Source organism: Pseudomonas sp. Leaf127 (genome assembly GCF_001423155.1).
GTDB classification, from domain to species: Bacteria; Pseudomonadota; Gammaproteobacteria; order Pseudomonadales; family Pseudomonadaceae; genus Aquipseudomonas; species Aquipseudomonas ovata.
This window is the reverse complement of record NZ_LMOA01000012.1, coordinates 361,597-385,334: the sequence shown is the minus strand read 5'-3', so window position 1 is coordinate 385,334 and position 23,738 is coordinate 361,597. Positions and strand designations below refer to the sequence as shown.

The window sequence follows — 23,738 nt, the reverse complement described above, 5'->3', positions numbered from 1 at the left end:
TGGGTCGGGTTGGTGCTGGGTCAGCCGGCGCGGAACCGGGTCACAACGTTGACTTGATAAAAATCGCCATCCTCACCAGCGTCGATCTGGCCTGTCTCGATGCATTCGAGGTCGCCCTCGCTCCAGTAGGAGAAGTGCGCCTCCAGCGCGTCGGCCAGTTCGTTCAGGCCCTTGATTCCGGTCCGCACCCGGGCAAAGCACTGGATCACGATCTGTCCAGGTTTGCGGGTGTAGGGCTTGTCGGCCATGCCGGCCATGAACGGCGTGGCGTGCTGAATGCTGATTCGGCACCAGAGACCAGTCGCAGGCGGCTTGAACACGCCCGAGGTGTCTTGGTTTTGCGCCGGATACTGGGCGTTCGGGTAGAAGATTCGGTCTTGGGCAATGCCGGTGAATGCGACCATGCGCGAAATGATGAGCCGGCGGATCTCTTCGTAAGTCATCGCGCGTACGCCGCTGCAACGCCCGTGAACGAGATGCCGAAGATTGCATTCTTGCCCGGGGCCTGCTTGGAGTGGCCGTTTTCCAGGCGCTCCGCGTACGGAAGGTTGTTCTGGATGTAGATGACGCTGTATGGCTTGAGCCCAGTGAGCGCAGCCAGGCCGGCGCCGATGGTTGCCGATCCGTCCTTGTCCACCTTGTCGGTGTTGGCGAATACCGGCGCACCAATACTGACCATGGTGTTGCCACGAAAACGCCCGGTGTCCACTGGAGAGCGCATGACGATCTCGCCCAGCAACGCCATGGCGATGATCCGGGCCTGCTTGCTCAGGTCGCTCTCGATCTGAGCAATGAATGCTGTCGGGGGAATGCTCCAGCCGGCCATCAGACTGCCCTCAGTTGGATCTGGTAAGTGGCGCCCGCAGGATCGATACCGACCTTGAGCACATTCATGCCGTTGATCTTGTGCCCGACCTGAGGCAAGCCGCCGAGCACCTCGTTCGTCAGTGCGATCAGGAGTTTGTCGGACGCCTTGATGCTTTCGCCGTCGATCAAGTCGATTTTGTAGCCGGTGAAGACGCCGCGCCCGGTGTAAGCGATGACCTCGCCGGGCGTCGATTCCTCGGTGACCGGGTCCACGGCGCCCGGCAGCGTGATGCCGCCTGAGAACGCCTCCACGGCATCCGCCAGGCCATCAGGATCGCTGAACGCCTCAGCCAGCTCGGCCTGGATCTCGTCGCGCATACCCATTTGAAATACACTCCTGACAAGCCCGAAAGAGATCGACCATGAAGAAAGATGAATGTGAAGCCGCCATTCGCCACCTTGCTCACGAGTGGGCGAAAACGCAGGAGCAGCCACCAGGGTGGCACCCGTCTTTTAGCTCTTTCGAGCGTTGGCTCAATGACTGCGGATACGGTCACTACCTGGAATTCAAGGGGGTTATGTCGGCAAGCGATATTGCTGAGCAATGGTTTGACCAAGAGCTCAAGCAGGGATGGCGGAATTAGATAGGACTAGATCCTCTTGAGCATCATGACGCCCTGCCGCTTGATCCACGGCGCAATCAGAGCCAGGGCGAAGTTCTCGCCCTGCGTCAGCTCGGTAGAGCCAGCCACATAGGTCTTGCTCACGGACGTGCCCGAGGTTGCCGAAACGGTCTTGCTCTGCACCTCGCGCTCGGTGGCCTTGTACAGCTTGCCCTCGGCCGCAACCTTGGCGACCTGGGCGCCGGCCTTCTTGATCTCATCCGGGGTGGGATCTGGAACGGCTCGTTTGATCTTGTCCGTCAGCCAGGCATTAGCCATGGCAACGGAAAGGACCGCATCACCGCTGCCCTGCCAGTCCGGCCCCAGGATGGCGTCGACGTCGGCCACAGTGATGAAGTCGGTCATGCGCTTATTCCTTGGGGATCAGGGCTTGCAGGTCTTCTTTCTTGGCGGAGGCGTCGAAGTCGATGCCTTTGGCGGTCAGCCAATCCTTCAGCTCAGGGACCTTCATTTTCAGAGGGTCGGTTTCCGGCGCTTCCTGCTCGAGCTTCAGAGCCTGCTCGATTTCGTCAGCAGTACTCCGGGAGGCGTAGCCCTGCGGCGGATAGTTGCTGGCCTTGTAACCAGCAGCGACGAACTCGGAAACCGTCGGGCCATCCAGGCGTAGGCCATCCCCGTCCGCACCTGAAACCTTGATGCCGGCGCGCTGGTAGGCCTCTATGATCTTGGGGTTGTCGCCCTGAACGAAAACGTCGGTCGCCGCACTGATCACCCCGAAGAATTCACTGAGCAGCCGGTAGCACACGCCCGGCTCAGAGCCTGGCTTGTCGGTGTAGATCACTTTCATGATTGCCTCTCATGCGAATGGAGCGCCAGAAGGCGCCCCACCGCTGGTGAGTTACGGAGTGGTGGTGCCGCTGATGACGGCAGCGAATGGAACCTGCTTGCGGTCGAAGACGCGCTCCCAGTTAGCTGCGGCAGCGTACTGAGTGGCGGTCGGGCTGAGGTTGCGGTTCTCGCTGCCCTTCCAGCTGAAACCAGCAGGCTGCAGGATCATGGTTTTGCGCTCCCAGAGCACCTCAGCACCGCCACCGTTACCGCCAGAAGGCTTGCGTTCCAGCTCGACCGGGTTGGCAGGATCGCCCTCGCCGTAGCCGAAAGCGCCCTGCCCGAAGAACACCGACAGATAACGACCGGCGCCGTACACCAGGCTGTCGTCCATGAAGACAGGCTTGCCCAGATAGGTGGCCAGGATGATCTTGCCTTCGGAGTCGCGCAGGTACTCGATGAGATCCTGCTTGACCATCTGGTTCATCACCACGGAGTGAACGCCGATTGCGGAGAACACGTCAGCAGCATCGCCAGAGGTGAAGGCGGCATCCTGAAATGCACCTGCACTGATGGTCGCGCCAGCATCGACAACCATGTCGCCTGCGTCGTTGGCGATGTTCGAGGCGATGATGCCGCGAGCTGCGCCCAGCAGGTAACGCTGCCAGCGGCGAGTCCAGTAGGTGCCGAAGCGGTTGCGGATGTGCTGCATTGGCTCGGTGCGGGCCAATTCAGTGGTGAGGTCGGCCACACCGTAGGCCTTGTTGAGGTACAGGGTACGGGCGCGCATGCTGCCCATCTCGGCCTTGCCGACAGCGCCCAGGTCATCGGGGTCATCGTTGGAGATGTTCGGCTCTTCGTCGGCATCCAGATCCTGCCAGTAGGCAATCTCGGCGGTGCCTTGGCCATTGGAGGCGATTGCGTCCAGCTCAGGGGATTTGACGATGATGCCGGATTCGAAAACGGCGGTTTTTTCCGGCGAGTTGACCGGCGCCAGATCGGCGTAATAGTCACGAACGAAGATGTCCGCGAGTTGCGTGGTGGCCATGGATTAGGTTCCTTGAGTGGCTTTGAGTCGCTTGTATGCTTCGGGGTTGTCACGGGCCAGAGCGGCGCGCTCTTGCTCGGTGTGCTCCCCCCACTTTTTGGTAGCCTTGCCACCGTTGTCGCCGGTCTGCCCGGCACCCTGAGCCCTTGGCCAGAGGTGTGTTGCGGTTTCGCGGAGTGATTCCGCCCATTCCAGGGGAGACAGGGGCGTTTTGCCGTCCTTGCCGTAGATGACCTCGCCATCACGACTGGTGGCGATCGCCTCGCCGTCTTCGCCCAACTTGAAGGTGCCGCGTGCGCGCAGAATGATGTCTTCAGCGGCCTCGGGCAGCGCACCGGCCTTGATGGCAGCAGCGCGAATGGAGTCAGCCAGCACCTTGTCGCTGTACTTGGCAGCGAAGGCCTCGGCCTTGTCAGCGCGGGCCTTTTCGGCAGCCAGTTGCTTGTCCAGATCGCTGCGTAGGCGTTCGGTACGGCGGCTGATCACCTCGTCGAGCTTGCCCTCGGCGATCAGCTTGGTTTCTTCGTCCTGGCCGACCTTGTTGAGCAGCGCCTTGACCGCATCGACGTCCAGGCCTTCAAACTGGCCTTTCAGCTTGTCCAGCTCGGTTTTGAAGGCGGTGTTTTTACCGATCAGCTCAGTGTTCTTGGACTTGAGGCCGGTGACCTCTTTGTCCAGATATTCCTGAACCTTGCCGCCGAGCGCCTCCTTGAGGGCTGTGGCTTGGGTTGCGTCAAGCGTCAGGCCGAGGTCGGCCGGGTCGAATTCAAAAGCCATGTGGCGATCCCCTGGGGATTGATTGGCCCGCCGAACGGGCATAAAAAAACCCCAGCGATAGCCAGGGCTGTTTGAAATTGGTGAAGTCAGATGCCAGCAGCCTTGAACGCTGCCGGCTGACGCTTCTTGAGCTGCTCCAGATTGAGTCGCTTACCATTGGTGTCGACGAACCGATCCAGCGTCAGCTCACCCTTGCTGAACAAGGCATAGCGGCTCGGCCCAAGCACTTCCCGCTGAAACGCCACAGGTTGTCGCTTGAGCCAATCCTGATAGCTGGTCTTGCTCGCCACTGGAGCGGCGCCGTCCGGACCTACTGAGGGCCTAGTGGAGCCAGGAATCTCCCTCGCATACTCAGCTTTCAGCACAGGAATCAGCGAGGTTCGACAATTCCAGTGATACGGCGGCTTTGGTCCGTGCAGGGGGATGATCGTCTGGTCGATACCCATACAGAACAGCGACGTGCGCGCATCCAGGGTGGCAATGCGGCGCATGCCCTCCAGGATGTCGTCGTTCGCCTTGAGTGTCTCGACCCTGGCCGTGCTGGCGATGTGGTTCGTTACTGTGCGCACCAGACTGACCGCCTGGTCGCGCTGGAGTTGGTGCAGGCTGCTGATGCGCCTGCTGATCGTCGGCGTTGTCTCACCCAAAGCAGCGCCGATCTTGATCTCACTGATGATTTCGGCAGATTTTTTGGTGCCGAACTGATCCAGCGCACCACGAATGCTGATTTTCTGAACGCCGGCCCGTGATTCCAGACTCATAGGGTCGAAAGTGGCAGCGGACGTGACCATCTGTGGCGAAGGCGTGTTCAGTTGAACTGTCGGCTTCACCACCTGCTTGAGCAGGTCGGCGGTGTACTTCGCCTCTACCCCTGCGAACTCTTTCAGGTCCAGCTCAAGCTGCCCCTTCATCTCCGAGTAAATGCCGATCAGATCGCGCTGTAGGACTTGAATCTGACGCTCGTACCGCTGAGTTCCGTAAGAGCTTAGACCTGCTGATACGCGATCCTGTGCAGCCTCAATGGCCTGAGTGATGAATGTGGTGACCGTGTCGACCTTGAGCATCGCAAACAGCGCGACATAAATGGCGTGCCGGGTCGCCTCATCCTCCAGATATCCCTCACTGCTCATTGATGACACCTATCGGTGATTCAGCCTCCAGTTCATCGTCGATCTGATCGTCAGTACGGTCAGGGGCAATCAGCGCAACACGGCGCAGGTTGCCACGTACGTCTTTCTTGGCAATGAACCTGTTCTGCCAGAGCTGGATCAGGGCAGTCAGTTGCTGAGCATCTGCCTCGGTCACCACGAAGTCAGGCTTGACCGTGAACGCGACGTCGTCCGGGCTGAATCCGGTCCACTCAGCCGCATAGCGGAGACCCTGGTCGATGGCAGCCGCAGCAGTGATAACGATGCTGTGCAATGTGGCGTGCTGGTCGTTCTGACGGGTCTTGCGGGCCTCGCCCGATTCGGTGCCGCCCACGTCCATAACCTTGGCCCCCGCCTCAAGTGCGGCGTTCTTCTGGTCTTCCATGGCTGTTCGGACAGCTTCGACGCCTGCGCCCTGGAACTCCAGATAGCCGCATGCGCCGTCCTTGCCCAGATCCCAGGCTGCCGACGGGCCGGTGACGCTCAACTCGATATCATCATCCAGCCCGGACACCCACGGCTGCGGGTGGCTGGTCTGGTGCAGCGCGGTGAAGTAATCGGCACTGAGCTGATAGGCCTTGAGCGCTGCCCTTGCCATGGTCAGCAACGGGATCTCGTCCACCTCGGGCGAGTTGTCAGTCGAGCCGCAATAGATGACCGGAATGTACTCTAGGCCGCGCACCAGTTCGTTGTTGCCGCCCACTGTGCCGAGGGGCTTTTCTTCCTCGACCAGTTCGCCAGCCTCGTTGCGCACGGACGTATAGCAAACCTCGTCCACCATGAAGAATTCGCGGTAGACCGTTTCGCAGTCGTGGCTGTAGCGGTCCTCGGCCTTCTTCCTGAACTCGCGGAACACCGCAAGCACCAGATCTTGCCGACCTCCCTGGTCTGCCGTATCCCAGTTGATGGCGTTTCGTGTGGCGTAGGTCGAGAAATACGGCAGCCCGCTATCGTCGACGTTGATCACCATCGGCACCCGGCCGTGCGAGATCGCTTGGCGCACTACCCGCATGAACAGCTGGGTCAGCCCGAATCCATCGGCAGTGGCATTGTCTTCCATGCCACTCATGCCGGTCGGCAGCTTGATTTCAGGGATCAGCTTGGACACCAGCCCCATCATCGAGCGCAGCGCATCGCGTACCCAGTGCTCGTACTGGGCTCGGGCCGTGTAGTTCTGGTACAGGTAGGCATTGCCCTGGCCGTCCAGCTTCTCGGCCTCGACCATGCCGCTTGGCTTGGGCAAGTTGAGGGGATTGCGCTTGATTGCGCATTCGCCCTCCAGGGCGTCGTCCATCATTCGCCATTCGGCGATGTGGGCTTCGTAGTCGGGGTTCGTTGATTGCACGGGCATTACGCCAATCCTCCAATGCGGCGGACACCGCCTGTGCGTTTGCGTCTGCTCATCGTCACGGCGAAATACCGGAATGCATCCGAGCCGTGCGACGACCAGTCATGTAAGGGTTTGTCTTTCCAGCAGCCGCGCTTGTCGTCCCACTCCTTGCGATAGCTCTCCAGACAAGAAATGCCCAGCTCGCACTTGGCCCCATCGAAAGCGCACACCGGCAGGATCTCTCGGACTTGCTCGATACCTTCATCGACCCCGAGCTTTGGAACGACGCTGAATTTCAGGCTGTACTTCTGGCCGTCGATCTCATACCCCTCGCGCGCAAGATCCTTTCGAGTCTTGCCATCGCTACCAAACTCGCGGTTTTCGATGTCATGCGGCCCCCAGTGCTCACCGTAGGTGTACCCACGGTCCTTGAGCACCTTCATGTAGTGCCGCAGGCCTTCACCACTGTTTTCATAGAAGTCCACGACATGAAATTCCTCACCAACGAACCGGACAAACCAGATCGCCGTTGAGTCGCCCACTCCGATATCCCAGAACGTATGCACGGGCTGGTGGCTGTTGTCGGGCAGCACGCCGATTCGCTGAGCGCCGTAAAGCTTGGCGAACTGCTTGGCGTAGTAGGCGCCCTCGATAGACTGCTGGAAGGCCTCAGCGGGGATCGACGGGTATTCCCGCTTCATGTCGTCGCCGAGGGTCTTTTCCTTGGCGGCATACCAGGCGCGCTGGCCTGGGTTGGTGAAGATGCCGTGCTTGCCGAACAACTCATCGAAGTAGACGGTCAGGCGTTGCGGTATGGCTACCCCTTCAGGGTCCAGCCAGTACAGCGCGTTGCGCCACCAGCTGAAAAAGAAGAATTTCCAGTCCAGCAGGCCCAGCGGCACACCAGATAGCTGCTGCTTCTCTGCGCTCTGCGAGTAATCGAAGAAGTAGCCCGCCCGCCCCTCCGCCGTCGACTCGATCGTAACGAAGCAATCGGCGGCGACAGCCTCGAATGCCCCGGTGACGATCTCTCGGGCCTTGTGGGGAAACTTGGCGCAGATCTTCCCGAACTCGGATACGTGCAGATACCGTAGAGTCCCGCCCCGGAAGGATGTGGACACGTAGAGCGATCCGCCCTTGCTGAACACAAGTTCGCCAGCAGCATCGTTGCGAGCAGGGTTTGCAGCCCGTATCTCAGCAGGAAGGTTGTCGTACGCATACTTCACCTTTTCCCGGAACAGGCGCTTGGCATCATTGAGCGTGTGCGCGATCAGGGCGCACTTGGCCGACTCGAACAGCGCGGCATCCAGCTGGACGATGCACACCAGGGTTGTAAAGCCCAACTGCCGGGCCTTGAGGATGATGTTGCGTGTGTGCATCCCCTGGAAGTAGTCGATCTGCTCCTGTGTCATGCGGAAGCGGACTTTCTTCCCGTTTTTGTCGGTGATGAAGTACAGATTGTTCAGGCGCCAGAACCGATCCCTGAGCAACTTCATGTGCTCGGGCTTCATGGGTCAGGCTTCCTTCGATAATTCGTCCATCAGCTTGGACAGGTCATCCGAGTCTTTAGAGGGTTCCTTCTCGTCCAGGCCGAATGCCGTGCGCTCAAGGATTTGCAGGTTCTTCATGGCAGACGACAGCTGAAACAGGGTCTTGGCATTGCTCGGCAAGCCAACGGCGGCGAGCATAGATGCCCGGCGCATTCCGTTCTGATCGCCCTTCGTTTCTTCTTCGATGGCGTCTTCGATTTCTTCCCGCCGCTGAATGGTCAGCAGCAGGTCATCCATCAACAGGTTCGCAAGGTTCGTGGCTTTGCGAACATCACGGCGGTGGCTGCGAACCACTGTCGCACCTTCCTCGGCCGCTTCTTCAATAATCTCGGCGTCTTGCTCGGGGTTCGCACATTGGTCTTCGCGAACCTCGCCGCGAACCAACTTGTTGCGAACCTCTTTACGGACCTGCTCGGATAGGTCGCGCTCCCATCCTGCGGCCTTGGCCCTTTTGCGGATGGCAGTGTCACTGACGCCGTGGCGATCAGCGATTGTTCTAATGGAAAGCGCACCCGCCCGGAAGGCGCGTTCGATGGCCTCCCAGTCGGGTTGCTTGGTTGTCATCTGATATTTTTCACCTTTCAAGACGCGCAGCAAGAACTCGCTCTACAGCCTCATTGGTGTACGGGAATTTACCGACACCCTTGAACTCAGCGAGCATTAGTCGATAGCCATGAACGGTCGGATGATGCGAATTCCAAGTATTGTCTCTGCTTTCCAGTCCCTTCCACAGCCCCTTATCTTCAAGTAGATAAAGCGCATACGAATAGAAATCACTCTCCTCATTTCCATCGAATCCTGGAAAAAGGGAGGCGCGGATCAACTCGGCGTCAGCACCATTTTGCCTGAAGCTGTTTTGCAAGTTGCGGAACATGTCCAGGATGCTCCGAACCTCCTTGCAGATTTCTACGGACACCGGCTCAATCGAGGCGCCCTCGATAAGAGCCTCTATCTCAAGCTCGAATCCAGAGTCGATCGCTTTAAGAGATAGCTCGTGATCTTTATTGCCGGGATCAAGCAAGGCGAGGATTTCGTACTGCTTTTTAAGAATCAATATCTGCAACGGATCCATGTCATTCTCCAGATGGCGAAGTGCCCCTAAACCCTAAGTCGAACCTGATGCAACTTCAAGGCGGCAGATAGAGCGCACCACGATTTTCGCAGCCCGAGGTGTCGGCAAGGATCTCGGTCGATATCCATTCCCAGACCTCGGGGGCGGGAGTCAGTGTCAAGAATGCCGACTCAAGCAGACTTGCGGGCGGGATCGGCCTACTCATGCGCGCTCCTGGCTGCTCGTCAGCCGTGGATTGGCGGGATCATCAAACACCAGCCATGATTGCTCACTACACTCAGGACAGGGGGTATTGCCATGCTGTTGGCTCTATTGCTGTGGTCGCCTATAGGCTTCTTTCTCTTCCGCTCCATACAGGCCGACTATCGCTACGCGAAACAGGCCAACCTTGAGATGGATCAGGACTTCATCGACACACTCAAGACTTTTCAGATAGCGTCCCACGAGGTCGTAACGGAAACTATCAGGCGCTCCACTGGCCCCAAAAATCCCTGCGATGTCTACAGGATTCTTTTCGACGATACGGGGCGGTACTTCCTGTACATGTACCATGGAGGGTACCCAGGAATTCTAAAGCAGCTCTCGAAAGAGCGAGCACTTTTGGCGGCTAGGACAAAGGGTCAGGTCAGGCTGTAGGAATGAACTGCAAGCTCAGTTCCAGCGTACGCACCTTCCCACCCGTGTAGATATCCCGCTTCATCGCAGCCCGCACCGCATCCTCTGCGCTTGCGCCCATATCCATTGCTGCCATGGCATAGGCAGCGCCACTGCCGATGGCGTCAGGGTTGGCCGGGTCGAGTTCCTGCTTCCAGATGCCCGTCTTGTTGGCATGGCCGACCATCATCAACTTGCCGGCGTCGACGACATAGCCTGAGCACTCGACCGGGGCCGGTGAAGGCGTGCCGAAGTAGGCCGCGATCAGGGCCTTCTCATCGCATACGGCGCCAGACAGGAAGAACAGGACGTCGTTGACCTTCTCGCACTTGGAGCAGGAGTCGGAAACAATCCGGTCGCCTCTTGTCTGGCGATTGTCATAGGCGATCACGCCGTCTTTGTAGGCGATGGTGGTCATGCATTACTCCACTGCGCACCGCGGCCATATCGACCTGGCATAGGCCAGCGCGCCCGCATGATCCAACGCCTCTTCAAGGAGGATCATCGGGAAGGGCTTGTAGCCTGGGGTGGTGATGGTCCAGTTCTTCTTGGTCATGCCTTGTGGCAGATGCTTCCATCCCGCCCCGACCTGACCTCGGTGCGCGAAAGGTCACCAACTTGGCTGTGCTCGACCACTACAGGCTCGCTCAGTTGCTTGAGCTGCAATGCCAGCAGTCGATCAAGATGATCGGTCAGCCGCACTTCCTGATTGCCTTGGCACTCGGAGATCAGTCGCACCGCTTGATCAATGGCCGACTCAAGTGGGTCAATGGTGAAGCAGCCTACCTGCGCTGGCAGAGGCTCAATGCTCACAGCACTGGCATCACCCTTTGCCCGCAGCAACGCATCTTCCAGATCGGCAAGCTTTGCCCGAGCAGTGTCAATGGCGGTGGTGTCGATTTCGAGAACCAATCGGGAAAAAAGCATGATCTACTCCAAGATTACCCAGTCGTCAGCCAGCATGTCAGTCTGCGAGGCGAGCCAGCCAGGCTGCATTTCGCCGGTCGCGGTCTTCATGTCGATATGCGGGTTGATGGTGAACGAGCCGGTCACGCCGGCCTTGTGGTAGGCGCTACCGGGACGCACCTCACCTACTGTCGAGCCTGGGTCAAGAACGAGCCACATGCCCTTGCCATTCCAGCCAGCGCGGGCAACACGTCGACCTTGCTTGAGCGCCTTGATGGCATCGCCAAACGAAAGGCCTTCATTCAGAACCTGCGTCATACCCTTCTCCAATGCAAAAGCCCCGACGTATGCCAGGGCTGTGGATGTGCGCGCCACAAAATGGCGTTATCGAATTTGTGGAGCGCTACAGCTTGCGGCGGTCTTCCTTGCCCGGATCACTGCCGAAGCGTGGATCGGCAAGGCAGTGCTCGCAGCGCAGGTAATGGCAAAGCCAAGCCTTGACCCTGGCCCAGCAGGTGACCATGAACACATGGCGCATTCCAGCGGCTGCCAGGGCGGCGTGGAAGGTGACACCAGCCACAGTAGGCGTGATGTAGATCGACTCCGCCCGGGTCACGATTGCGAACCCGGCAATCATCACGGCGGCATAGATCACCTTGCCGATCAGCCCGTCACGCACCCGGTTGCTGAGCATTGCCCAGAAAGCCCATGCAGAGATCAGCGCGATGAAGGTGGTGCTCAACAGTTGCAGGCTCATGGGTTACCCCCGAACTTCTGCCGGATCAGGGCCCAGATGTCAGCAGCCTTGATCGCTCGGTGAATGGCGGCCATCAGCGATCCGCCGAATGTGCCGAGAAGGAAGCCGACGCCGGCGACGTTGTTGGGTTCGGTAACGCCCAAGTGGTCGCTCACGATGCCGGTGAGGTACAGGGCACAAGCCGCGCCAGTGATCAGGAAGATGACCCAGGCCCGGATATTGGTCAGGTCGTCCTTGTGCCACCAGCTAGCGACTACAGCGCCGATCAGTCCAGCAATCGCCCACTCGGCTTTGTCGAGCAGGCGGGATAGAAACTCCATGCGCTACTCCAAGGCTTAGCATGCGAATATGGATTGGTCAGCAACCAACCATGGAAAGGATATGAAAAAAGCGATAGGTGCATTGGCCTTGACAGCGGTCGCAATGAATACGATGGCCGCAGAATTTACCAAGGCTGAGATATGCAAGGCCGCCATAGCTATAGAAATGGGTCGAGACGTCAAGACCATGAAAGCCACCGCATCAGGCGGAAATCCAGAGATATCTTATCGCCGCAGTGATGGCGATACCTTCAGGTATCAATGCCAGGTCTCGAATGGAACCGTAGTGTGGCGTGGCTTCATGAACGACACGCAAGACTGGGGTCGTTGGAGAAGCTCGTATGCCGAAGGCGACTCCAGGCTGACATACTCGGTTTCAGGATCGAAGCTTACTGTCGAAAGCACCCAGTCAGAACCTGAGACGTTCACCAAGAAATCATTCTGACGCGCCCAATAAAAAACCCAGCCTTGAGAGCTGGGTTTAACCCGCACCGCCTTTTGCAGAGGGATGATCGATGCGGACTTGGATTATCGCCGGAGCGCGCGGTTATTGCCACACTCGTATGGATGAATCCCAGCGTGGAAATTAGCGCCACCACAAGGATTCGAACCCTGGACCCTCCGCTTACAAGGCGGACGCTCTGGCCTACTGAGCTATGGCGGCGAAAATATGCATCCGGGAAAGCACCCGCCAGTGCAGGAGCTTTCCTCGGCAGCACAAAAAAGCCCGCAGCATGTACGGGCTTTTTCAGTTGCTTCCAGGCGTATCAGCAATCCGGTCGCTCATCGCGGTCAGGCGATGGCGTGACCGACACCATTTCGAAGTGGTTGCTCGATGCGCGCAGGTTACTTTTCAGGGCCTCTAGCCCTTCATCACTGCCCGTTCGCCACATGGCCAGGGTCAGCTCCATGCGGGTGAGCGCGACGCCGTGCGGCTCGGCGATGACGAAGGCCGTCTGGTAGGCCTTGGTGATCGGCTCGGCCAGGGCAGAGAACGAGAACAGGGACAGGCATGCGGCGAACGCAAAGCCCAAGTAAGCGGAGAGTCGACGCATGTGATTTCCTCAGTGGTTTTCTTGGGGCAACAAAAAACCCGGCTTTGAGGGCCGGGTTGATCTGAAGGTTTGCCGAAGGCAAAACTGTAAAGATGGCGAAATGGTGCCGCAACGCCGACAAAAGATCAAGCAGCTTCTTTCATCACCATCAACGACCGCGAAACTGGCGCCAGAGCGGCCTTGTCGAGCTGGTTGCATGCATCGAAACAGCGCTCTACAAAGTCCCCCCAGTCCCTGGCCCACTGGTCACCCACCAGCACCACTCCGAACTCAGCTAGAATCCACAGCCGCATCTTCTCGACGGTAGGCAGCGGGTCGACGCCTTCGCTCTGCCCGCCCTGGTGCAGCCGGCGATACCTGAGCAGTATGGCTTGAGCCACATACCGGGCCTTCTCGAATTTGCGGGCTGTCATCTTCGGGCCAAGGCTGTATGCCAGGTGCAGCACGCGCTCTTCGGCCTCCTCCTTCTCATCAATGCCGGCCAAAGGGCTGTACATGTGATTGCCGAACGCTTGTAGGTGATCTGGCAGCGTGGCGATGGCGTGCTGAATACGCGCAGACATTGACTGGTGCATGGCGTGACGGCTGTTCACGGACTTCTCGGTCTTTTGCACTGAGCAACCCAGCAGGCCGATCTGCTCGATGTGGGCGCCCTGGCTGTCCCAAGGGGTGTAGAGCGCGTCGTGCCAGGCTGCGCGGGCCGAGTTCAAATTCATCATGCAGCAGTCCTCTTGATTGCCCGGGTCTTCGCTCTGTAATGCGCCGTGATGGCCTTCAAATCTTCGATGGTGTACTTCTTGACCGACTGATCCGACTCCAGCGCCTCGACAGCCTCCAAGCCGATACGGGCGATAAGACCGACGCGGTAATCCACGGCATTGCCTGACAGGAATCGGTTATCGGCCTTACTTTGTGCGTGGCAGTTGCGCTCATCGAATCGCAGATGAGGTGCGGCACCGACGCTGCGGTAGTGGCCTGCATCTGTCTGGTTGCCGGACCAGTCCAGAGGTCGGCCGCTGGATATGCACGGGTAGCCGGCTGCCTGATCCCTGGCCCGGATATATGCGTTGAACGCTATCTGCGCCTCCCGCATGTGATCCGAGCGACTTTTCAGGGCCTCTTTTCGCACCTTGATCTCTTTGCGGTCGATCTCGGCAAGAGCCTTGCGACCCTGCTCACGACCTTTCGGAGCAACAGCTATAGCGCAGGCAGGTCCGCACACCTTTTGCCCTGTACGCGAAGGCTGGAACGCCTCAGCGCAGTGCTGGCACTTCTTCTTGCGGGGTGTGCGCGGGGTTATGCCGCTGGCCTTGAGTGGGACGGTGCGTTTCAGTTCGGTGCGCTTCATTCGTCACCCCAGTCCCAGGACAGCTTCGGGTCAATGGGTGGATGTGATTGCAGCGTGTGCAGGTCCAGCAGTGTGAAGCGGCCATCCATCCAGCCACCGGTGTCGATGTGGTAAACGTTGCCCAGCACCGCAGGGCGCCGAACCACGGAATGACCCACCACCACGGCCCGGATGTCGGCCACGCCGTGGTCTTGCTGCAAGTCAACCCTGCTTCTGGACCACTGGCAGGCCTCTTCCACATTGCGGAAACCCGACCCACCACCAGCCCACTCTTGCAGCGTGGTCCACGACGGGAATGGGCAGTCGGCATGAACGATCCCGATCAGCCCCTCAGGTGTCTCCACTTCGATGACCAGTGGCAGGTCGGCCAGCAGCTCGACATAGCAGGCCTGCTCGACCGATGACCGGGCATAGAGCCAGGCACCGCCAACCCTCAGGTGGAAGCCGGCGGCGCGGCCATCAGAATCTGCCCGATACGCGTCAATTGCCATTTGCTCATGGTTGCCGCGAATAGCGTGGAACCACGGCTTGGCCAGCCAGGTGTCGACCTGCTCAGACTCAGGGCCGCGATCAACCATGTCCCCGACAGAGAACAGCCGGTCGGTTGCTGGATCAAAGCCCACAGCATCCAAAGCGGCCTGCAAGCGGGTGAAATGGCCATGAATATCACCAACGGCGAAGTCGCGGCCGACAGTGTTGCGCTCGAAGCGCTTGAGGACGGTCATGCAGCCCTCCCCCGGCGCTCGCAGTAAATCGCCATCATCAAATCCTCGGGGTGTGGCAGCAGGAGTTGTAGGTGCTCGGCGCAGTAGGCATCCAGCAGTTCCAGGTACTGGGTCATTTGCGGGGTGGTGAACTTGCGGGTCTTGGCCCGGCCGACGCGGTAGCGGGTGCCGTCGGGAAGCTGGACCGGATGAACCTCGGCCGGCCAGAGCTTGGCCACCAGGATCTCGTGCCATTCTTCTGAGCTGGCCAACTGTCCGAACGAATCGCGCAGATGAGCCTGGATCAGTCCGTTCCACTGCCACAGCAGGCGGTTCTGTGCGTCAGAGCGCTTGCTGCGGATCTCGACGATGGTCAGGCGGCGCGGCTTGGCCAGGTCAAGGCCGGCCAGATACCCGATCAGGCGTGCACGGTCGCTTTCGTTGCGGAGCATGAGGTCAGTCATGGCCGGCCTCCTTGGCCATGGAGGCATCAATCTTCTCGTCAGCATCCTCACGATACTTGGCGCCCATATCGCGCAGGATCTTCCCGGCGTACTCAGAATCACGCAGCCACCGATACCGCTCAGCATCTTTCCGCAGCGCCTCGTTCTCCGCGCGCAACTCGACGTTCTTCGCGGATACGGCCAGCGCCTCATTGCGGTGACTTTGGGCATATACGGCGGAAGACCGGCGCCCGGCGTCGAAGCCCGACTGGTAGCTGTTCGGCTCGGCCTGCAAGGTGGTGACTTGAGATTTGAGGCGATTAACCACCAGCCCAATCTCCCCCGGCAGCATGGCCATGAACTCCAGGCTGCATTCAACGGATACAGCAGCACCGCAGGCTGTGGCTGAGTCGCTGATGATCTTGCGTAGTTTTTCGTTCTCGGCCTTGAGTTGCTTTTTCTCGGCACACCGCTCGCGCAGCGGAAGGGTGGCGTATGCCTTGAGGTCTTGCAGATCAGCCAGCTCATCCAGCAGCGCCAGGATGGTGGCCGGGTTGGCGGCTCGATAGAACGCTTCCGCTGCACCAAACTCCCCGCCTATGCCGTAGAACTGAACCCCGAGCGCAGCGCCGTCGTAATTGCAATAGTCAGCCTCAAGCTGAACCTCGCCTGAGCCGCCACAATGAGGGCACTCGATATACCCGTTCTCAATCTTTTCTTGAGCGGTATCAAAGTTCTGAGGCGTTGCAGCCTCAGCCAGCTTGCGCAGTTCTTTGGTGTCGATGGTCATGGCTTCACCTCGCGCATGAAATTCGCCATATCGCCCATCTGCCGAACGATTGCGTCCTCTTCGGCAGCGGCTGACAGCGATATCTTCCCCTTGCCGCCGAGGCATCGAAGGCAGTCCACGCGAGACCAATCGCCAGACAAGTTGCTGCTTTCGCCGAGCCAAGTCCCGCAAACGGCCTGTTCTTCGGACTCATCTTGTGGATGCGGGCAGTAGTGCGTCTTCATTTTCGCACCCCCACTCGCAGGCCCTGGGCCTCGATGGCGGCGACTACCTCGTCCACCTCCATGCACAAGTCCCATCCATGACCCGGCTCGAATGTCTCCGGCAGATCAACGACAACCGCCTGGCGCGATGCCTGCCAGCCTTCCCAGCGGGCGTTTTGTTCGCCGATCGTGTAGATGTTTTTCAAACTCCAAACATCAACCACTTCGTACATCCCGATGCTTTCCTTCCAGGCCACACCAGCAGGAACTGGAAATTTCACCTCAAACTGCTCGCGCATTGGGTCGCGCATCTTGTTGGTGTCGGTCATGGCAGCAGCTCCCGAGGGATGGATACGGTTTCGCCAAGCTTGGAGGCGACGATGGCGCGGCATGCGGCGGTCAGAGTGGTGCCGCCATAGGAGGGAAACGGGGATGCTTTGGGAATTGCTTGGCAGGCCAGTCCCTTCTTATCGAGGCGGTCATGCGTGATCCCGATCTTGAACTTATCGATCAGCGGCCCACCCTGGCCCCAGTCGGTGGACGGTGTGTAAAACCGCCAGCACTTGAACAGCTTCATGTCGTGGTCATCTGCCCAGCAGTCAGGGTCGAAATCACGCTCAAAAGCAGGTTGGCCTTTGCGCAGCACCAGGTTTTCCACCGCCTCGACCCTTGCCACAGCCCAATCCAGCGCAGCACCGACCAACTCAGCCGTTTTCACTTCTACGAATTCGCCCATCACGCCTTCCCCCTACGAAATTTGCTCATCAGCAGAACGCCGTCTGCGTGGTTTGCCCGCTTCTGGCTGCCATCAGCCATGACAATTCGAGCATCTGCACCGCGACTCAGGCGAACGATGTCCTTGGCCGCCAGCACGACGTGGAAGCCGTCTGCGACCATCTGGTTTACGGTGTTGCGCTGGGCCTGAGTCATTGGGCTGCCTCCCGGCCGCGATACGACTCCCAGTCGAACGCCACACCGATGCAAGCGTTTTCCCGGACGCGATCAAGACAGCGGGTGCCGATGGCATCGCCCAGTTCGCCGGGGGCCAGATTGCTGATGATCACCGTGGGCCGGCCCTGCTCGTAGCGACCGTTGATGATGCTGAACAGGGTTGCCAGCTCGAACTCGGATTTCTTGGTGGCGCCCACCTCATCCAGAACCAGCAGGTCGGCATCGGTGAGCTGACGCATGATGTACGCCTCGGCACCTGCAACCTGATTGGCGAAGGTTTCGCGAATATCGCCAAGGATCGTCCCGACAGTGCGGTAGATCGCCTTGACCATGTGCTGGTCGATCAGCGTGTTGACGATCGCGCAGCCCAGGTGCGTTTTGCCGGTGCCAACATTTCCCAGCAGCAACATGCAGCGGCCTGCACGGCGATGCCTGAAGAATTCGTCGATGTAATCGGCACACGCCGCTGCGGCAACACGCTGGCCATCATTCTCGACCTGGTAGCCGGCAAGGGTCTTGCTCGCGAAGCGCTGAGGGATGCAGGCCAAGCTGCGCTGGGTGCGGCTGAAATCGGAGCGCTTGCGGGCCAGTTCCTCGGTTTCGCGCTTGTCTCGGGCGCAGATCGGGCAGCCGGAAGGCTCGCCAGTGGAGCGCAGCAGGACCGCTTCGAACGGGCCGTGGATATCGCAGTTGGCCGGCGTGCGACCGACGACGCCAAATTTCTTGTCCATCTGGTCACCCAGGTCAGATACGGAACGTGCCATTGGCGTTCTCCTTGGTGCCGGCGCGGTAGTCGCGCTTGTCGAAGCCTTCGTGGCGGGATGCAGCAGGGAACGGGTGAACATTGGTCGGAGGATCTACCTCGTCCTCCCAGCGCTTGCCGTTGAGCCAGGTCGAGGCGTGCGGGATGAACTGGCCGTTGTCCTTGGTCCAGCCCGGTGTCAGCGAGTGCTTGGCCAGCGCTTGCAGGATTTGGTCGAACAGGGCTTGGGTGAGCTTGAGCTTTGCCCACACCTTCTCCGCCTTGTCCTTGCCCACCTTCCGGGGATACAGCTTCCAGAACCGGGCAAACAGCTCGGCGCGATCCACCGGCGCGGGCGACGGGTTGAGGGAATCAGGAATCAGGTTAAGGGAATCAAGAGAGAGGGAATCAGCAGGGAAAGAACTGTGCGAGTCTGGTGCTTGTATGGTGCTCGCATCAGGCTTTCCCTCGGAAGCTTCTACGACGGGCATTTCAGGGATGGTGCTTTGGGCTTCCTTCATGTGCGGGTTCTGGTGCTTGGTCCAGTTGATGACCTGAATCGCCTTCACGTCGCCCACGGTGTAACGCTTGATGAACCCCAAATGATCCAGGTCATCGAGCATGCTGTTGATGTCGACATTGTCAGCAGGGAACAGGGCCATTTTCAGGCGGCGCGGGCGATCTTCCAGGCGCCCTTCCCGATCAGCTTCGGTCCACATGCCGATGAACAGCAGGCGGGTGGCAAAGTCCAGCTCAGCCAGGTGTTCGTTGGAGAAGAACCCCGGTTTGATATTCCGAGAGCGGGCCATCATTGGACCTCCAGTTTGTACTGAGCCCACAATCCGGCCACCCAGGTGACACCCTTGGGCGTGAATTTGGTTTGGTTGAAGGCGTGTCCGGTCTCGCTGGTGCCGGTCTTCACGTCGAAGCGTCCAGCGTTGATGTGCTGGGCGTAGGTCTGCCACTCCCCACCCATGCGGTACATGATCTTCTTGTCCAGCAGGAACTCGCGGAAGCGGGCCTCATTAGCACCCAGCAGCTTGGCGGTTTGGCGAAAGCCCTTGAGGCCGGTGGATTCGACGTACTTGTCTACAAACTCAACCTTGGGCGCGGCAATGGCCAGAGCTTGGGTGGCGGCCTGTTGCAGCTCGAACTGCTCGGCCCAGGCGCGGGCAGCAGCGGCAGGGTTGGAGAAGTCAGGGAGAGTAGCGATGACGCGGGGCTTGAGGCTGTCTTCAAGCTCATGAAGGCGGCGCACTACCTTCCGACGCAAAGGAATGCTGTAACCGGTCAGCAGCGTCTCGGTCAGCTCCTTGTCCAGATGGAAATTGGTGGTATAGCCCCGACCGTCCTTGTCTTCTCTGACATGGCCCAAAACTGGACCATCTTTTTCAAGCTCGTCGAGCATTTCCCGGATGTCGCGGATGACATGCTTGTGCTGCTTTCCAGTCAGCTCAGAAATTTCCGTGCTGCTCATCGTTACCGTGCGCTCCACGTTTTCGCGCATTGCATTTTGTGGAGCGGCCATTGCCAAGGTATTGCTTGTATGGGGTGTGGTATGCATAATCGGTCCCACAGAGATGTTGAAGAGAGCCGGGTCACTACCCCGGCTTTTTTTTGCCTGAAATTCGTAGTCAGGCACTATCGAGTCCCTTTTTAGGGGTTCCCCCTCGCACCATTTCCAGTACCGGGGCTTTTCGCTTCATGCGCTCAACGCTGCTGACGACGGCGAGAGATTTCGACGTCTTCAGGTATTCCATTGCCGCCTTTTGAAGGCTCCATCCAAGGTCTACAGCAAGCTGTCGAACCTCCTCTTGAGCCCCTACATCCAGGCAGTCGAAGTAGTTTTCGAGCACTTGACCCTCCAAAGGGCCTTCAGGCCGTTTTATGCTGTTCCTGTTCCTGCAACTGATCGTCGAGGCCATTCATCTGGCGGATAACTTCAGCGGCGCCCAGCTCACGACCAAGCATCGAAAGCTTCCTGATGTACGTGGCCAGTTGCATGCCGGCCATTGCAGCCTCGCGGCGCAACTGGCTCATCTCATCCGGGCGATAGCGGACCTTGCTCACCTCGCTGCGCTTGTGGGTGTCGAACTCGTACATGTGCTGCTCCTTGTGGCGGTTGAAGGTGGTTAAGCGGCTGATTTTTGGGATGGGAACGGGCGTAGCTCTTGAGCTGAAAGGCTGCCGTCGTCGTTGCAGATCACGAAGATGTCGCGAGCCACACGTATGGCCTTACTCAAGGCGCCCTGAGTGCAGCCGAGCATCTGCGCAGCCTTGGTATGGCCGTGCTCTTTGGCGAATTCGGTAAGCGGGATACGGCGCATGGCGCGGTCCTCAACGTAATTACTCACGTCAAGTATGACCGCCGGTATTGTTAAGAGTCAATACCGGCGATATTGGTTGACCGAATACCGCTGGTAATAAGATCGACGCATGAAAAAAGAAAGCCGAAAACTACCCCTGACCGAAGAGCAGATCCGCGAATGCGACCTGTTGAAGGCGATTTATGTGAGGAAAAAACCCGAGCTAGGGTTTACTCAAGAAAAAATCGCCGCCGACCTAGGGGAAGGCGTCTCTCAGGGTGCCGTCAGCCATTTCATGAATCGCCGAACAGCCTTGAACATCAAGGCGGCCTCCGTCTTTGCCAAGCATCTCCAAGTGCCTATTGATGAGTTCAGTCCTCGCTTGGCGAATGACCTCAAAAATATGACAGAAGCCCTGCCGCCGGCGACAAGCTCGACCACGGATCACGACGTGACCGCCATCAAGACGCCTTTGCCCATCATTGGCGAGTCAGGCTTCGATCTTGACGAGCAATGCGCCCTCATACCTCAGTTCACCGCCAAGGCAGCAGCCGGCCTGGGGTATGAGAACGCCTATGTCGAGAGCAGGTCCACTCTGGCGGTCAAGCGCGATTGGTTGCGCTCTAGGGGCGCCAACCCGAAAAACCTGATCAGCATCTATGCCGACGGCGACAGCATGTGGCCGACCATCAACGATGGGGATGTGCTGCTGGTCGACAGGTCGCGTATGGAGCCCGTCGACAAACAGGTATTCGTCTTGGCCGGTGCAGAGGGCGCGATCGTGAAACGGCTGATTCAGGGCCCTATGGGAATCTGGATCATTCGAAGTGACAACGACGAGAACGAGGACCGGCTGCCGCTGCGCAACGACACCAACGAGCACCGAATCATCGGCCAGGTAATCTGGCGCGGCGGCGACCTATAACCGTTTCAGAAAGGATTCTTGATGAGCAGGTTTTTAATTTTGGCCGCGTGCCTGGCTGTATCTGCGTGCGTATCGAGTGGTCGCTATGTCACCGAGGAGCAACTGGCCCAGGTCGAAAGCGGCAAGACAACTGGCGCCGACCTGGTGCGCATCATTGGCGAGCCTACCAGTCGAACCTATGAGGCCGATGGCTCGCAGATCATGGCATGGGGCTATGCCCGGATCGGCATGTTTTTCGGCATTGGCACAAAGGTGCAGAGCACCGCTTTGAAACTGGGGCCGGATGGCACCGTGCGCGGATATACCCGTGCAGGCTCCGGGCCAGTGAAGGCGACCCCTCTCAAGCAGGCCGCCCCAGTCCAGGCCCCGGCACCTGCCGCGCCAATCGCTCCCGCCACTGCCGCCCCGCTCAGCAAGCAGGCCTATCAAGAGGCGCAGATAGAGCAGCTCATGCAGCAAAACCTGCCTTATGACGAATACCAGAAGCGGTACAAGGCGATTATGGGGCAGTGAAGGCAGATGACGGGATAGATTTTGCAATCTGGATACTTATGAAAGGCAAGCCATGAAAACTCTCTATATCGCTCCGTTGCTGCTTGCGCTGGCGGGCTGCGCAAGCAAGCCTCCCCAGCTTTCGGAAGGCGCCCAGTTGATCATGGATAAGCCTCTGCCTACCACTGAGCCTGAGCGGATCAGGCAGTGCGCCGGCACGATGCAGATGCTGGAGTCCTTCGACATTTTGCAGCGCATGCAGGGGCGGCCCAAAGAGGCCGGTGGATATAAATGGGCGATCAGGGAGCGAGCTAGGCTGTCGAAATGCACCCAGGCCGAGATGGCTGCACCGGATATGGGCTTCTGGGAAGAAAGATCGCGCTAACCGGCCGCATAGAGCCCGTAAGCTAAAGAGTATGCGGATGAGGTGAAGGTGGGGCGGGTTGTGCGGGAGCGGGGGTAAGTCGGCTAGTCAAGGAGAAGGGCTTAAAGGTGGCACGGCCAATTACCGGTACCTAAGGCCAAAAAATTTCAGTCAACGGCGGAAGTCGGTGATGCCTATATCAATGAATGGAATCTTGCCGGATGCAAAAACCAGATTTCCCGGCTTTGCTTAAGCCGGGAATACACCCCCTGACCATTGAGGCTCTGTATGGCCTCGCTGTAGCTCCTTTCCCAAAGGACTCTCGGAGGGCCGAGCTCTACGAAAAGCTCAAATTATGGGTGGCTACCCTGCGCGCATCGGGGGTGCGCGGTAGACTGTGGCTTGATGGATCATTTCTTACAGAGAAGGTCGGTCCTAGTGATATTGACTGCATTTTCTGGAGCCCATCATGGGTAGACGAAAAGAATGCAACCCCGCAGATAAAGGCTGAAGTGTCAAAGCTACTGGATCGTGCGTACGCAGAAACCATTTTTAGCTTAGATTTCTATATGGAGAACCCTGCACCTGATCGGGTATTGCATCGCGAAGCATACTGGCGAGGTATGCTAGGGTTTTGCCATGATCGAGTCACAGCTAAAGGATTTGCGGAGATAGCCCTATGAGCACCAGTTTTCTTCGCGATCACGCCAATTCGCTGGTTGAATTTGCCGCCGAAACCAAGGCCCAGGCAGATGCAGATCCAGGCAACTTCTTCCTTCAGCTTGCGGCAAAAAATCAGCATGACTCTGCTCAGATTGCGCTCAGGGAAGCATCCATGGAACAGGTTTCAGCCTTGGGTGAATTGCTTGATGTTCGTCTAATCGGCCCGCGAGCAAACGGAACCGTACCCCTGGATGCCTTCTTAGATACCATCGGCCCGCTGACAAGATCGTGGAAACTTGCCGCTCATCGTCTGCGATATGGTCGTGATGCAGTGCGCGGCGTTGCGGCTGACGTCGTTAGCGCTTTGAACTTTAAGCTGGCGGGTTTGGCGCCAGGTTCCACCCACATCTTCATCACAGGAAATGCATCACCTGACCTGACCGGCGATAGCCTGCTTCAGGCCACTCTAGATCAGACCTTTCGCCTATTAAATTCCGACCCTGCTGACTTCTATGATGCAGTTGATGCGGTTGGCGGGCGCTCCGCTAATCAGCTCGGTGAATTCATGAGGGGTCTTGATAAGGCAGGAATGGCTGTGCAGTTTTCATGGCAATCCACTCAAGGATTGCGTGAATGGATAGGCAGACCTGACGAAATTACTCGCGTCAGGGCGTTGCTGGCTACAGTGAACGAACCCGAGAAGTATCCGGAAACCATAGAGGGTAGCGTTGCGGGTATCACGGACACTGGAAGACTTGCTTTGCGCACCGCCGAAGGCAAAGTTTTAATCCGATTCCCACTCAAATTGACTGCTCAGGTTCAAAAGCTGAAAATTGCGTCTCATGCCAAAATCAATGTTGAAACATCGAAATACTGGGATGCAGTAGAGAAAAAAGATGTTTTCAAACGACATTTGATATCTGTTCACTGAG

42 protein-coding genes and 1 tRNA gene are annotated in these 23,738 nt (G+C 58.5%); 8 read left to right on the top strand and 35 right to left on the bottom strand.

Going from position 1 to position 23,738, the window contains the following annotated elements; all coding sequences use genetic code 11:
• Nucleotides 1-20: 20 nt before the first annotated feature.
• Genes ASF84_RS09605 through ASF84_RS09595 form a run of 3 tightly spaced genes read right to left on the bottom strand, consistent with a single transcriptional unit; the run spans nt 21 to nt 1,191 of the window.
• A complete protein-coding gene (locus ASF84_RS09605) occupies nt 21-443 on the bottom strand; it encodes a hypothetical protein (protein ID WP_056837588.1) in 423 nt (140 codons plus the stop codon).
• Nucleotides 440-826 carry an HK97 gp10 family phage protein gene (locus ASF84_RS09600; RefSeq protein ID WP_056837585.1) on the bottom strand — a complete coding sequence of 129 codons (387 nt, stop codon included), beginning with the start codon at nt 824-826 and terminating at the stop codon, nt 440-442. Before ASF84_RS09600 ends, ASF84_RS09605 begins: the two co-directional genes overlap by 4 nt.
• Nucleotides 826-1,191: a hypothetical protein gene (locus ASF84_RS09595; RefSeq protein ID WP_056837584.1), complete on the bottom strand. Its 366-nt coding sequence runs from the start codon at nt 1,189-1,191 to the stop codon at nt 826-828. The genes ASF84_RS09600 and ASF84_RS09595 overlap by 1 nt, the downstream gene beginning before the upstream one ends.
• 38 nt (nt 1,192-1,229) lie before the next feature.
• Here ASF84_RS09595 and ASF84_RS09590 point away from each other — a divergent pair, with 38 nt between their 5' ends.
• Nucleotides 1,230-1,451 (top strand): hypothetical protein, encoded by a 222-nt coding sequence (locus ASF84_RS09590; RefSeq protein WP_056837582.1) that lies wholly within the window; start codon nt 1,230-1,232, stop codon nt 1,449-1,451.
• A gap of 6 nt (nt 1,452-1,457) precedes the next feature.
• Here the strand turns inward: ASF84_RS09590 and ASF84_RS09585 are convergent, their stop codons facing one another.
• The 10 genes from ASF84_RS09585 to ASF84_RS29045 form a co-directional block, all read right to left on the bottom strand.
• Complete coding sequence (locus ASF84_RS09585) at nt 1,458-1,835, bottom strand: hypothetical protein (protein ID WP_056837581.1); 378 nt, start codon at nt 1,833-1,835, stop codon at nt 1,458-1,460.
• Between the two features lie 4 nt (nt 1,836-1,839).
• Nucleotides 1,840-2,277, bottom strand: coding sequence for a HeH/LEM domain-containing protein (locus ASF84_RS09580; protein WP_056837579.1), 438 nt, complete (start codon nt 2,275-2,277; stop codon nt 1,840-1,842).
• A gap of 51 nt (nt 2,278-2,328) precedes the next feature.
• Nucleotides 2,329-3,306, bottom strand: a complete 978-nt coding sequence (locus tag ASF84_RS09575) for a hypothetical protein (protein ID WP_056837577.1) — start codon at nt 3,304-3,306, stop codon at nt 2,329-2,331.
• A 3-nt stretch (nt 3,307-3,309) separates the two neighbouring features.
• Complete coding sequence (locus ASF84_RS09570) at nt 3,310-4,083, bottom strand: hypothetical protein (RefSeq protein ID WP_056837574.1); 774 nt, start codon at nt 4,081-4,083, stop codon at nt 3,310-3,312.
• Nucleotides 4,084-4,169: 86 nt separating this feature from the next.
• A complete protein-coding gene (locus tag ASF84_RS09565) occupies nt 4,170-5,213 on the bottom strand; it encodes a hypothetical protein (protein ID WP_056837572.1) in 1,044 nt (347 codons plus the stop codon).
• Nucleotides 5,203-6,582 (bottom strand): DUF4055 domain-containing protein, encoded by a 1,380-nt coding sequence (locus ASF84_RS09560; RefSeq protein ID WP_056837570.1) that lies wholly within the window; start codon nt 6,580-6,582, stop codon nt 5,203-5,205. Before ASF84_RS09560 ends, ASF84_RS09565 begins: the two co-directional genes overlap by 11 nt.
• Complete coding sequence (locus ASF84_RS09555; protein WP_056837568.1) at nt 6,582-8,072, bottom strand: hypothetical protein; 1,491 nt, start codon at nt 8,070-8,072, stop codon at nt 6,582-6,584. Before ASF84_RS09555 ends, ASF84_RS09560 begins: the two co-directional genes overlap by 1 nt.
• Nucleotides 8,073-8,075: 3 nt before the next feature.
• Complete coding sequence (locus tag ASF84_RS09550; protein ID WP_056837566.1) at nt 8,076-8,675, bottom strand: hypothetical protein; 600 nt, start codon at nt 8,673-8,675, stop codon at nt 8,076-8,078.
• A gap of 10 nt (nt 8,676-8,685) precedes the next feature.
• Nucleotides 8,686-9,183 (bottom strand): YfbU family protein, encoded by a 498-nt coding sequence (locus tag ASF84_RS09545; RefSeq protein ID WP_056837564.1) that lies wholly within the window; start codon nt 9,181-9,183, stop codon nt 8,686-8,688.
• A 55-nt stretch (nt 9,184-9,238) separates the two neighbouring features.
• Nucleotides 9,239-9,388, bottom strand: coding sequence for a hypothetical protein (locus tag ASF84_RS29045; RefSeq protein WP_156684190.1), 150 nt, complete (start codon nt 9,386-9,388; stop codon nt 9,239-9,241).
• Nucleotides 9,389-9,480: 92 nt separating this feature from the next.
• Here ASF84_RS29045 and ASF84_RS09540 point away from each other — a divergent pair, with 92 nt between their 5' ends.
• Nucleotides 9,481-9,819 carry a hypothetical protein gene (locus tag ASF84_RS09540; RefSeq protein ID WP_056837562.1) on the top strand — a complete coding sequence of 113 codons (339 nt, stop codon included), beginning with the start codon at nt 9,481-9,483 and terminating at the stop codon, nt 9,817-9,819.
• Here ASF84_RS09540 and ASF84_RS09535 read toward each other — a convergent pair.
• The 5 genes from ASF84_RS09535 to ASF84_RS09515 form a co-directional block, all read right to left on the bottom strand.
• A complete protein-coding gene (locus tag ASF84_RS09535; protein ID WP_056837559.1) occupies nt 9,809-10,255 on the bottom strand; it encodes a hypothetical protein in 447 nt (148 codons plus the stop codon). The two genes, ASF84_RS09540 and ASF84_RS09535, sit on opposite strands and share 11 nt — an antisense overlap.
• 134 nt (nt 10,256-10,389) lie before the next feature.
• Complete coding sequence (locus ASF84_RS09530) at nt 10,390-10,764, bottom strand: hypothetical protein (RefSeq protein WP_156684189.1); 375 nt, start codon at nt 10,762-10,764, stop codon at nt 10,390-10,392.
• Between the two features lie 3 nt (nt 10,765-10,767).
• Nucleotides 10,768-11,061: a DUF2829 domain-containing protein gene (locus ASF84_RS09525; protein ID WP_056837555.1), complete on the bottom strand. Its 294-nt coding sequence runs from the start codon at nt 11,059-11,061 to the stop codon at nt 10,768-10,770.
• An 85-nt stretch (nt 11,062-11,146) separates the two neighbouring features.
• Nucleotides 11,147-11,500, bottom strand: coding sequence for a hypothetical protein (locus ASF84_RS09520; RefSeq protein WP_056837553.1), 354 nt, complete (start codon nt 11,498-11,500; stop codon nt 11,147-11,149).
• Entirely contained in the window at nt 11,497-11,820 is a 324-nt protein-coding gene (locus ASF84_RS09515) for a hypothetical protein (RefSeq protein WP_056837552.1), read from the bottom strand. Before ASF84_RS09515 ends, ASF84_RS09520 begins: the two co-directional genes overlap by 4 nt.
• A gap of 61 nt (nt 11,821-11,881) precedes the next feature.
• Here ASF84_RS09515 and ASF84_RS09510 point away from each other — a divergent pair, with 61 nt between their 5' ends.
• Nucleotides 11,882-12,265 (top strand): hypothetical protein, encoded by a 384-nt coding sequence (locus ASF84_RS09510; protein WP_236709399.1) that lies wholly within the window; start codon nt 11,882-11,884, stop codon nt 12,263-12,265.
• A gap of 145 nt (nt 12,266-12,410) precedes the next feature.
• Here the strand turns inward: ASF84_RS09510 and ASF84_RS09505 are convergent.
• From ASF84_RS09505 to ASF84_RS09425, 17 genes are all read right to left on the bottom strand, one after another.
• Nucleotides 12,411-12,484: transfer RNA gene (locus tag ASF84_RS09505), tRNA-Thr, on the bottom strand.
• 103 nt (nt 12,485-12,587) lie between these two features.
• The gene (locus ASF84_RS09500) at nt 12,588-12,875 is read right to left on the bottom strand and encodes a hypothetical protein (RefSeq protein WP_056837550.1); all 288 of its coding nucleotides are present in this window, start codon (nt 12,873-12,875) and stop codon (nt 12,588-12,590) included.
• A gap of 125 nt (nt 12,876-13,000) precedes the next feature.
• A complete protein-coding gene (locus ASF84_RS09495; RefSeq protein WP_236709398.1) occupies nt 13,001-13,594 on the bottom strand; it encodes a hypothetical protein in 594 nt (197 codons plus the stop codon).
• Nucleotides 13,591-14,223, bottom strand: a complete 633-nt coding sequence (locus tag ASF84_RS09490) for a recombination protein NinG (RefSeq protein ID WP_056837548.1) — start codon at nt 14,221-14,223, stop codon at nt 13,591-13,593. The genes ASF84_RS09495 and ASF84_RS09490 overlap by 4 nt, the downstream gene beginning before the upstream one ends.
• The gene (locus ASF84_RS09485; RefSeq protein ID WP_056837547.1) at nt 14,220-14,948 is read right to left on the bottom strand and encodes a metallophosphoesterase; all 729 of its coding nucleotides are present in this window, start codon (nt 14,946-14,948) and stop codon (nt 14,220-14,222) included. Before ASF84_RS09485 ends, ASF84_RS09490 begins: the two co-directional genes overlap by 4 nt.
• Nucleotides 14,945-15,391, bottom strand: coding sequence for a recombination protein NinB (locus ASF84_RS09480; protein ID WP_056837545.1), 447 nt, complete (start codon nt 15,389-15,391; stop codon nt 14,945-14,947). The genes ASF84_RS09485 and ASF84_RS09480 overlap by 4 nt, the downstream gene beginning before the upstream one ends.
• Nucleotides 15,384-16,160: a hypothetical protein gene (locus tag ASF84_RS09475; RefSeq protein WP_056837543.1), complete on the bottom strand. Its 777-nt coding sequence runs from the start codon at nt 16,158-16,160 to the stop codon at nt 15,384-15,386. The genes ASF84_RS09480 and ASF84_RS09475 overlap by 8 nt, the downstream gene beginning before the upstream one ends.
• Nucleotides 16,157-16,384, bottom strand: coding sequence for a hypothetical protein (locus tag ASF84_RS09470; RefSeq protein ID WP_056837541.1), 228 nt, complete (start codon nt 16,382-16,384; stop codon nt 16,157-16,159). Before ASF84_RS09470 ends, ASF84_RS09475 begins: the two co-directional genes overlap by 4 nt.
• On the bottom strand, nt 16,381-16,692 hold the full coding sequence (locus tag ASF84_RS09465) for a hypothetical protein (RefSeq protein ID WP_056837539.1): 312 nt from the start codon (nt 16,690-16,692) through the stop codon (nt 16,381-16,383). Before ASF84_RS09465 ends, ASF84_RS09470 begins: the two co-directional genes overlap by 4 nt.
• Entirely contained in the window at nt 16,689-17,099 is a 411-nt protein-coding gene (locus ASF84_RS09460; protein ID WP_056837538.1) for a phage protein NinX family protein, read from the bottom strand. The genes ASF84_RS09465 and ASF84_RS09460 overlap by 4 nt, the downstream gene beginning before the upstream one ends.
• Entirely contained in the window at nt 17,099-17,293 is a 195-nt protein-coding gene (locus ASF84_RS09455; RefSeq protein ID WP_056837536.1) for a hypothetical protein, read from the bottom strand. The genes ASF84_RS09460 and ASF84_RS09455 overlap by 1 nt, the downstream gene beginning before the upstream one ends.
• On the bottom strand, nt 17,290-18,078 hold the full coding sequence (locus ASF84_RS09450; protein ID WP_056837534.1) for an ATP-binding protein: 789 nt from the start codon (nt 18,076-18,078) through the stop codon (nt 17,290-17,292). Before ASF84_RS09450 ends, ASF84_RS09455 begins: the two co-directional genes overlap by 4 nt.
• Complete coding sequence (locus ASF84_RS09445; protein WP_442963036.1) at nt 18,059-18,868, bottom strand: hypothetical protein; 810 nt, start codon at nt 18,866-18,868, stop codon at nt 18,059-18,061. Before ASF84_RS09445 ends, ASF84_RS09450 begins: the two co-directional genes overlap by 20 nt.
• Nucleotides 18,865-19,620: a phage antirepressor KilAC domain-containing protein gene (locus ASF84_RS09440; protein ID WP_056837982.1), complete on the bottom strand. Its 756-nt coding sequence runs from the start codon at nt 19,618-19,620 to the stop codon at nt 18,865-18,867. The genes ASF84_RS09445 and ASF84_RS09440 overlap by 4 nt, the downstream gene beginning before the upstream one ends.
• A gap of 70 nt (nt 19,621-19,690) precedes the next feature.
• On the bottom strand, nt 19,691-19,912 hold the full coding sequence (locus ASF84_RS09435) for a hypothetical protein (protein ID WP_056837980.1): 222 nt from the start codon (nt 19,910-19,912) through the stop codon (nt 19,691-19,693).
• A gap of 19 nt (nt 19,913-19,931) precedes the next feature.
• Nucleotides 19,932-20,159, bottom strand: coding sequence for a plasmid mobilization protein (locus tag ASF84_RS09430; protein WP_056837531.1), 228 nt, complete (start codon nt 20,157-20,159; stop codon nt 19,932-19,934).
• A gap of 29 nt (nt 20,160-20,188) precedes the next feature.
• Nucleotides 20,189-20,383 (bottom strand): Cro/CI family transcriptional regulator, encoded by a 195-nt coding sequence (locus ASF84_RS09425; RefSeq protein ID WP_056837529.1) that lies wholly within the window; start codon nt 20,381-20,383, stop codon nt 20,189-20,191.
• A gap of 109 nt (nt 20,384-20,492) precedes the next feature.
• Here ASF84_RS09425 and ASF84_RS09420 point away from each other — a divergent pair, with 109 nt between their 5' ends.
• From ASF84_RS09420 to ASF84_RS09400, 5 genes are all read left to right on the top strand, one after another.
• Nucleotides 20,493-21,287, top strand: coding sequence for a LexA family transcriptional regulator (locus ASF84_RS09420; protein WP_056837527.1), 795 nt, complete (start codon nt 20,493-20,495; stop codon nt 21,285-21,287).
• A 21-nt stretch (nt 21,288-21,308) separates the two neighbouring features.
• A complete protein-coding gene (locus ASF84_RS09415) occupies nt 21,309-21,800 on the top strand; it encodes a hypothetical protein (RefSeq protein WP_056837526.1) in 492 nt (163 codons plus the stop codon).
• 52 nt (nt 21,801-21,852) lie between these two features.
• Entirely contained in the window at nt 21,853-22,164 is a 312-nt protein-coding gene (locus ASF84_RS09410; RefSeq protein ID WP_056837524.1) for a hypothetical protein, read from the top strand.
• A gap of 200 nt (nt 22,165-22,364) precedes the next feature.
• A complete protein-coding gene (locus tag ASF84_RS09405) occupies nt 22,365-22,826 on the top strand; it encodes a DUF6932 family protein (RefSeq protein WP_056837522.1) in 462 nt (153 codons plus the stop codon).
• Nucleotides 22,823-23,737 (top strand): hypothetical protein, encoded by a 915-nt coding sequence (locus tag ASF84_RS09400; RefSeq protein ID WP_056837520.1) that lies wholly within the window; start codon nt 22,823-22,825, stop codon nt 23,735-23,737. Before ASF84_RS09405 ends, ASF84_RS09400 begins: the two co-directional genes overlap by 4 nt.
• The last annotated feature ends 1 nt before the right edge of the window (nt 23,738 follow it).

Coding starts and splice junctions, on each gene's coding strand:
- ASF84_RS09605 (WP_056837588.1), bottom strand. CDS start 443: ATGACTTACGAAGAGATCCGCCGGCTCATCATTTCGCGCATGGTCGCA.
- ASF84_RS09600 (WP_056837585.1), bottom strand. CDS start 826: ATGGCCGGCTGGAGCATTCCCCCGACAGCATTCATTGCTCAGATCGAG.
- ASF84_RS09595 (WP_056837584.1), bottom strand. CDS start 1,191: ATGGGTATGCGCGACGAGATCCAGGCCGAGCTGGCTGAGGCGTTCAGC.
- ASF84_RS09590 (WP_056837582.1), top strand. CDS start 1,230: ATGAAGAAAGATGAATGTGAAGCCGCCATTCGCCACCTTGCTCACGAG.
- ASF84_RS09585 (WP_056837581.1), bottom strand. CDS start 1,835: ATGACCGACTTCATCACTGTGGCCGACGTCGACGCCATCCTGGGGCCG.
- ASF84_RS09580 (WP_056837579.1), bottom strand. CDS start 2,277: ATGAAAGTGATCTACACCGACAAGCCAGGCTCTGAGCCGGGCGTGTGC.
- ASF84_RS09575 (WP_056837577.1), bottom strand. CDS start 3,306: ATGGCCACCACGCAACTCGCGGACATCTTCGTTCGTGACTATTACGCC.
- ASF84_RS09570 (WP_056837574.1), bottom strand. CDS start 4,083: ATGGCTTTTGAATTCGACCCGGCCGACCTCGGCCTGACGCTTGACGCA.
- ASF84_RS09565 (WP_056837572.1), bottom strand. CDS start 5,213: ATGAGCAGTGAGGGATATCTGGAGGATGAGGCGACCCGGCACGCCATT.
- ASF84_RS09560 (WP_056837570.1), bottom strand. CDS start 6,582: ATGCCCGTGCAATCAACGAACCCCGACTACGAAGCCCACATCGCCGAA.
- ASF84_RS09555 (WP_056837568.1), bottom strand. CDS start 8,072: ATGAAGCCCGAGCACATGAAGTTGCTCAGGGATCGGTTCTGGCGCCTG.
- ASF84_RS09550 (WP_056837566.1), bottom strand. CDS start 8,675: ATGACAACCAAGCAACCCGACTGGGAGGCCATCGAACGCGCCTTCCGG.
- ASF84_RS09545 (WP_056837564.1), bottom strand. CDS start 9,183: ATGGATCCGTTGCAGATATTGATTCTTAAAAAGCAGTACGAAATCCTC.
- ASF84_RS29045 (WP_156684190.1), bottom strand. CDS start 9,388: ATGAGTAGGCCGATCCCGCCCGCAAGTCTGCTTGAGTCGGCATTCTTG.
- ASF84_RS09540 (WP_056837562.1), top strand. CDS start 9,481: ATGCTGTTGGCTCTATTGCTGTGGTCGCCTATAGGCTTCTTTCTCTTC.
- ASF84_RS09535 (WP_056837559.1), bottom strand. CDS start 10,255: ATGACCACCATCGCCTACAAAGACGGCGTGATCGCCTATGACAATCGC.
- ASF84_RS09530 (WP_156684189.1), bottom strand. CDS start 10,764: ATGCTTTTTTCCCGATTGGTTCTCGAAATCGACACCACCGCCATTGAC.
- ASF84_RS09525 (WP_056837555.1), bottom strand. CDS start 11,061: ATGACGCAGGTTCTGAATGAAGGCCTTTCGTTTGGCGATGCCATCAAG.
- ASF84_RS09520 (WP_056837553.1), bottom strand. CDS start 11,500: ATGAGCCTGCAACTGTTGAGCACCACCTTCATCGCGCTGATCTCTGCA.
- ASF84_RS09515 (WP_056837552.1), bottom strand. CDS start 11,820: ATGGAGTTTCTATCCCGCCTGCTCGACAAAGCCGAGTGGGCGATTGCT.
- ASF84_RS09510 (WP_236709399.1), top strand. CDS start 11,882: ATGAAAAAAGCGATAGGTGCATTGGCCTTGACAGCGGTCGCAATGAAT.
- ASF84_RS09500 (WP_056837550.1), bottom strand. CDS start 12,875: ATGCGTCGACTCTCCGCTTACTTGGGCTTTGCGTTCGCCGCATGCCTG.
- ASF84_RS09495 (WP_236709398.1), bottom strand. CDS start 13,594: ATGATGAATTTGAACTCGGCCCGCGCAGCCTGGCACGACGCGCTCTAC.
- ASF84_RS09490 (WP_056837548.1), bottom strand. CDS start 14,223: ATGAAGCGCACCGAACTGAAACGCACCGTCCCACTCAAGGCCAGCGGC.
- ASF84_RS09485 (WP_056837547.1), bottom strand. CDS start 14,948: ATGACCGTCCTCAAGCGCTTCGAGCGCAACACTGTCGGCCGCGACTTC.
- ASF84_RS09480 (WP_056837545.1), bottom strand. CDS start 15,391: ATGACTGACCTCATGCTCCGCAACGAAAGCGACCGTGCACGCCTGATC.
- ASF84_RS09475 (WP_056837543.1), bottom strand. CDS start 16,160: ATGACCATCGACACCAAAGAACTGCGCAAGCTGGCTGAGGCTGCAACG.
- ASF84_RS09470 (WP_056837541.1), bottom strand. CDS start 16,384: ATGAAGACGCACTACTGCCCGCATCCACAAGATGAGTCCGAAGAACAG.
- ASF84_RS09465 (WP_056837539.1), bottom strand. CDS start 16,692: ATGACCGACACCAACAAGATGCGCGACCCAATGCGCGAGCAGTTTGAG.
- ASF84_RS09460 (WP_056837538.1), bottom strand. CDS start 17,099: ATGGGCGAATTCGTAGAAGTGAAAACGGCTGAGTTGGTCGGTGCTGCG.
- ASF84_RS09455 (WP_056837536.1), bottom strand. CDS start 17,293: ATGACTCAGGCCCAGCGCAACACCGTAAACCAGATGGTCGCAGACGGC.
- ASF84_RS09450 (WP_056837534.1), bottom strand. CDS start 18,078: ATGGCACGTTCCGTATCTGACCTGGGTGACCAGATGGACAAGAAATTT.
- ASF84_RS09445 (WP_442963036.1), bottom strand. CDS start 18,868: ATGATGGCCCGCTCTCGGAATATCAAACCGGGGTTCTTCTCCAACGAA.
- ASF84_RS09440 (WP_056837982.1), bottom strand. CDS start 19,620: ATGCATACCACACCCCATACAAGCAATACCTTGGCAATGGCCGCTCCA.
- ASF84_RS09430 (WP_056837531.1), bottom strand. CDS start 20,159: ATGTACGAGTTCGACACCCACAAGCGCAGCGAGGTGAGCAAGGTCCGC.
- ASF84_RS09425 (WP_056837529.1), bottom strand. CDS start 20,383: ATGCGCCGTATCCCGCTTACCGAATTCGCCAAAGAGCACGGCCATACC.
- ASF84_RS09420 (WP_056837527.1), top strand. CDS start 20,493: ATGAAAAAAGAAAGCCGAAAACTACCCCTGACCGAAGAGCAGATCCGC.
- ASF84_RS09415 (WP_056837526.1), top strand. CDS start 21,309: ATGAGCAGGTTTTTAATTTTGGCCGCGTGCCTGGCTGTATCTGCGTGC.
- ASF84_RS09410 (WP_056837524.1), top strand. CDS start 21,853: ATGAAAACTCTCTATATCGCTCCGTTGCTGCTTGCGCTGGCGGGCTGC.
- ASF84_RS09405 (WP_056837522.1), top strand. CDS start 22,365: ATGCAAAAACCAGATTTCCCGGCTTTGCTTAAGCCGGGAATACACCCC.
- ASF84_RS09400 (WP_056837520.1), top strand. CDS start 22,823: ATGAGCACCAGTTTTCTTCGCGATCACGCCAATTCGCTGGTTGAATTT.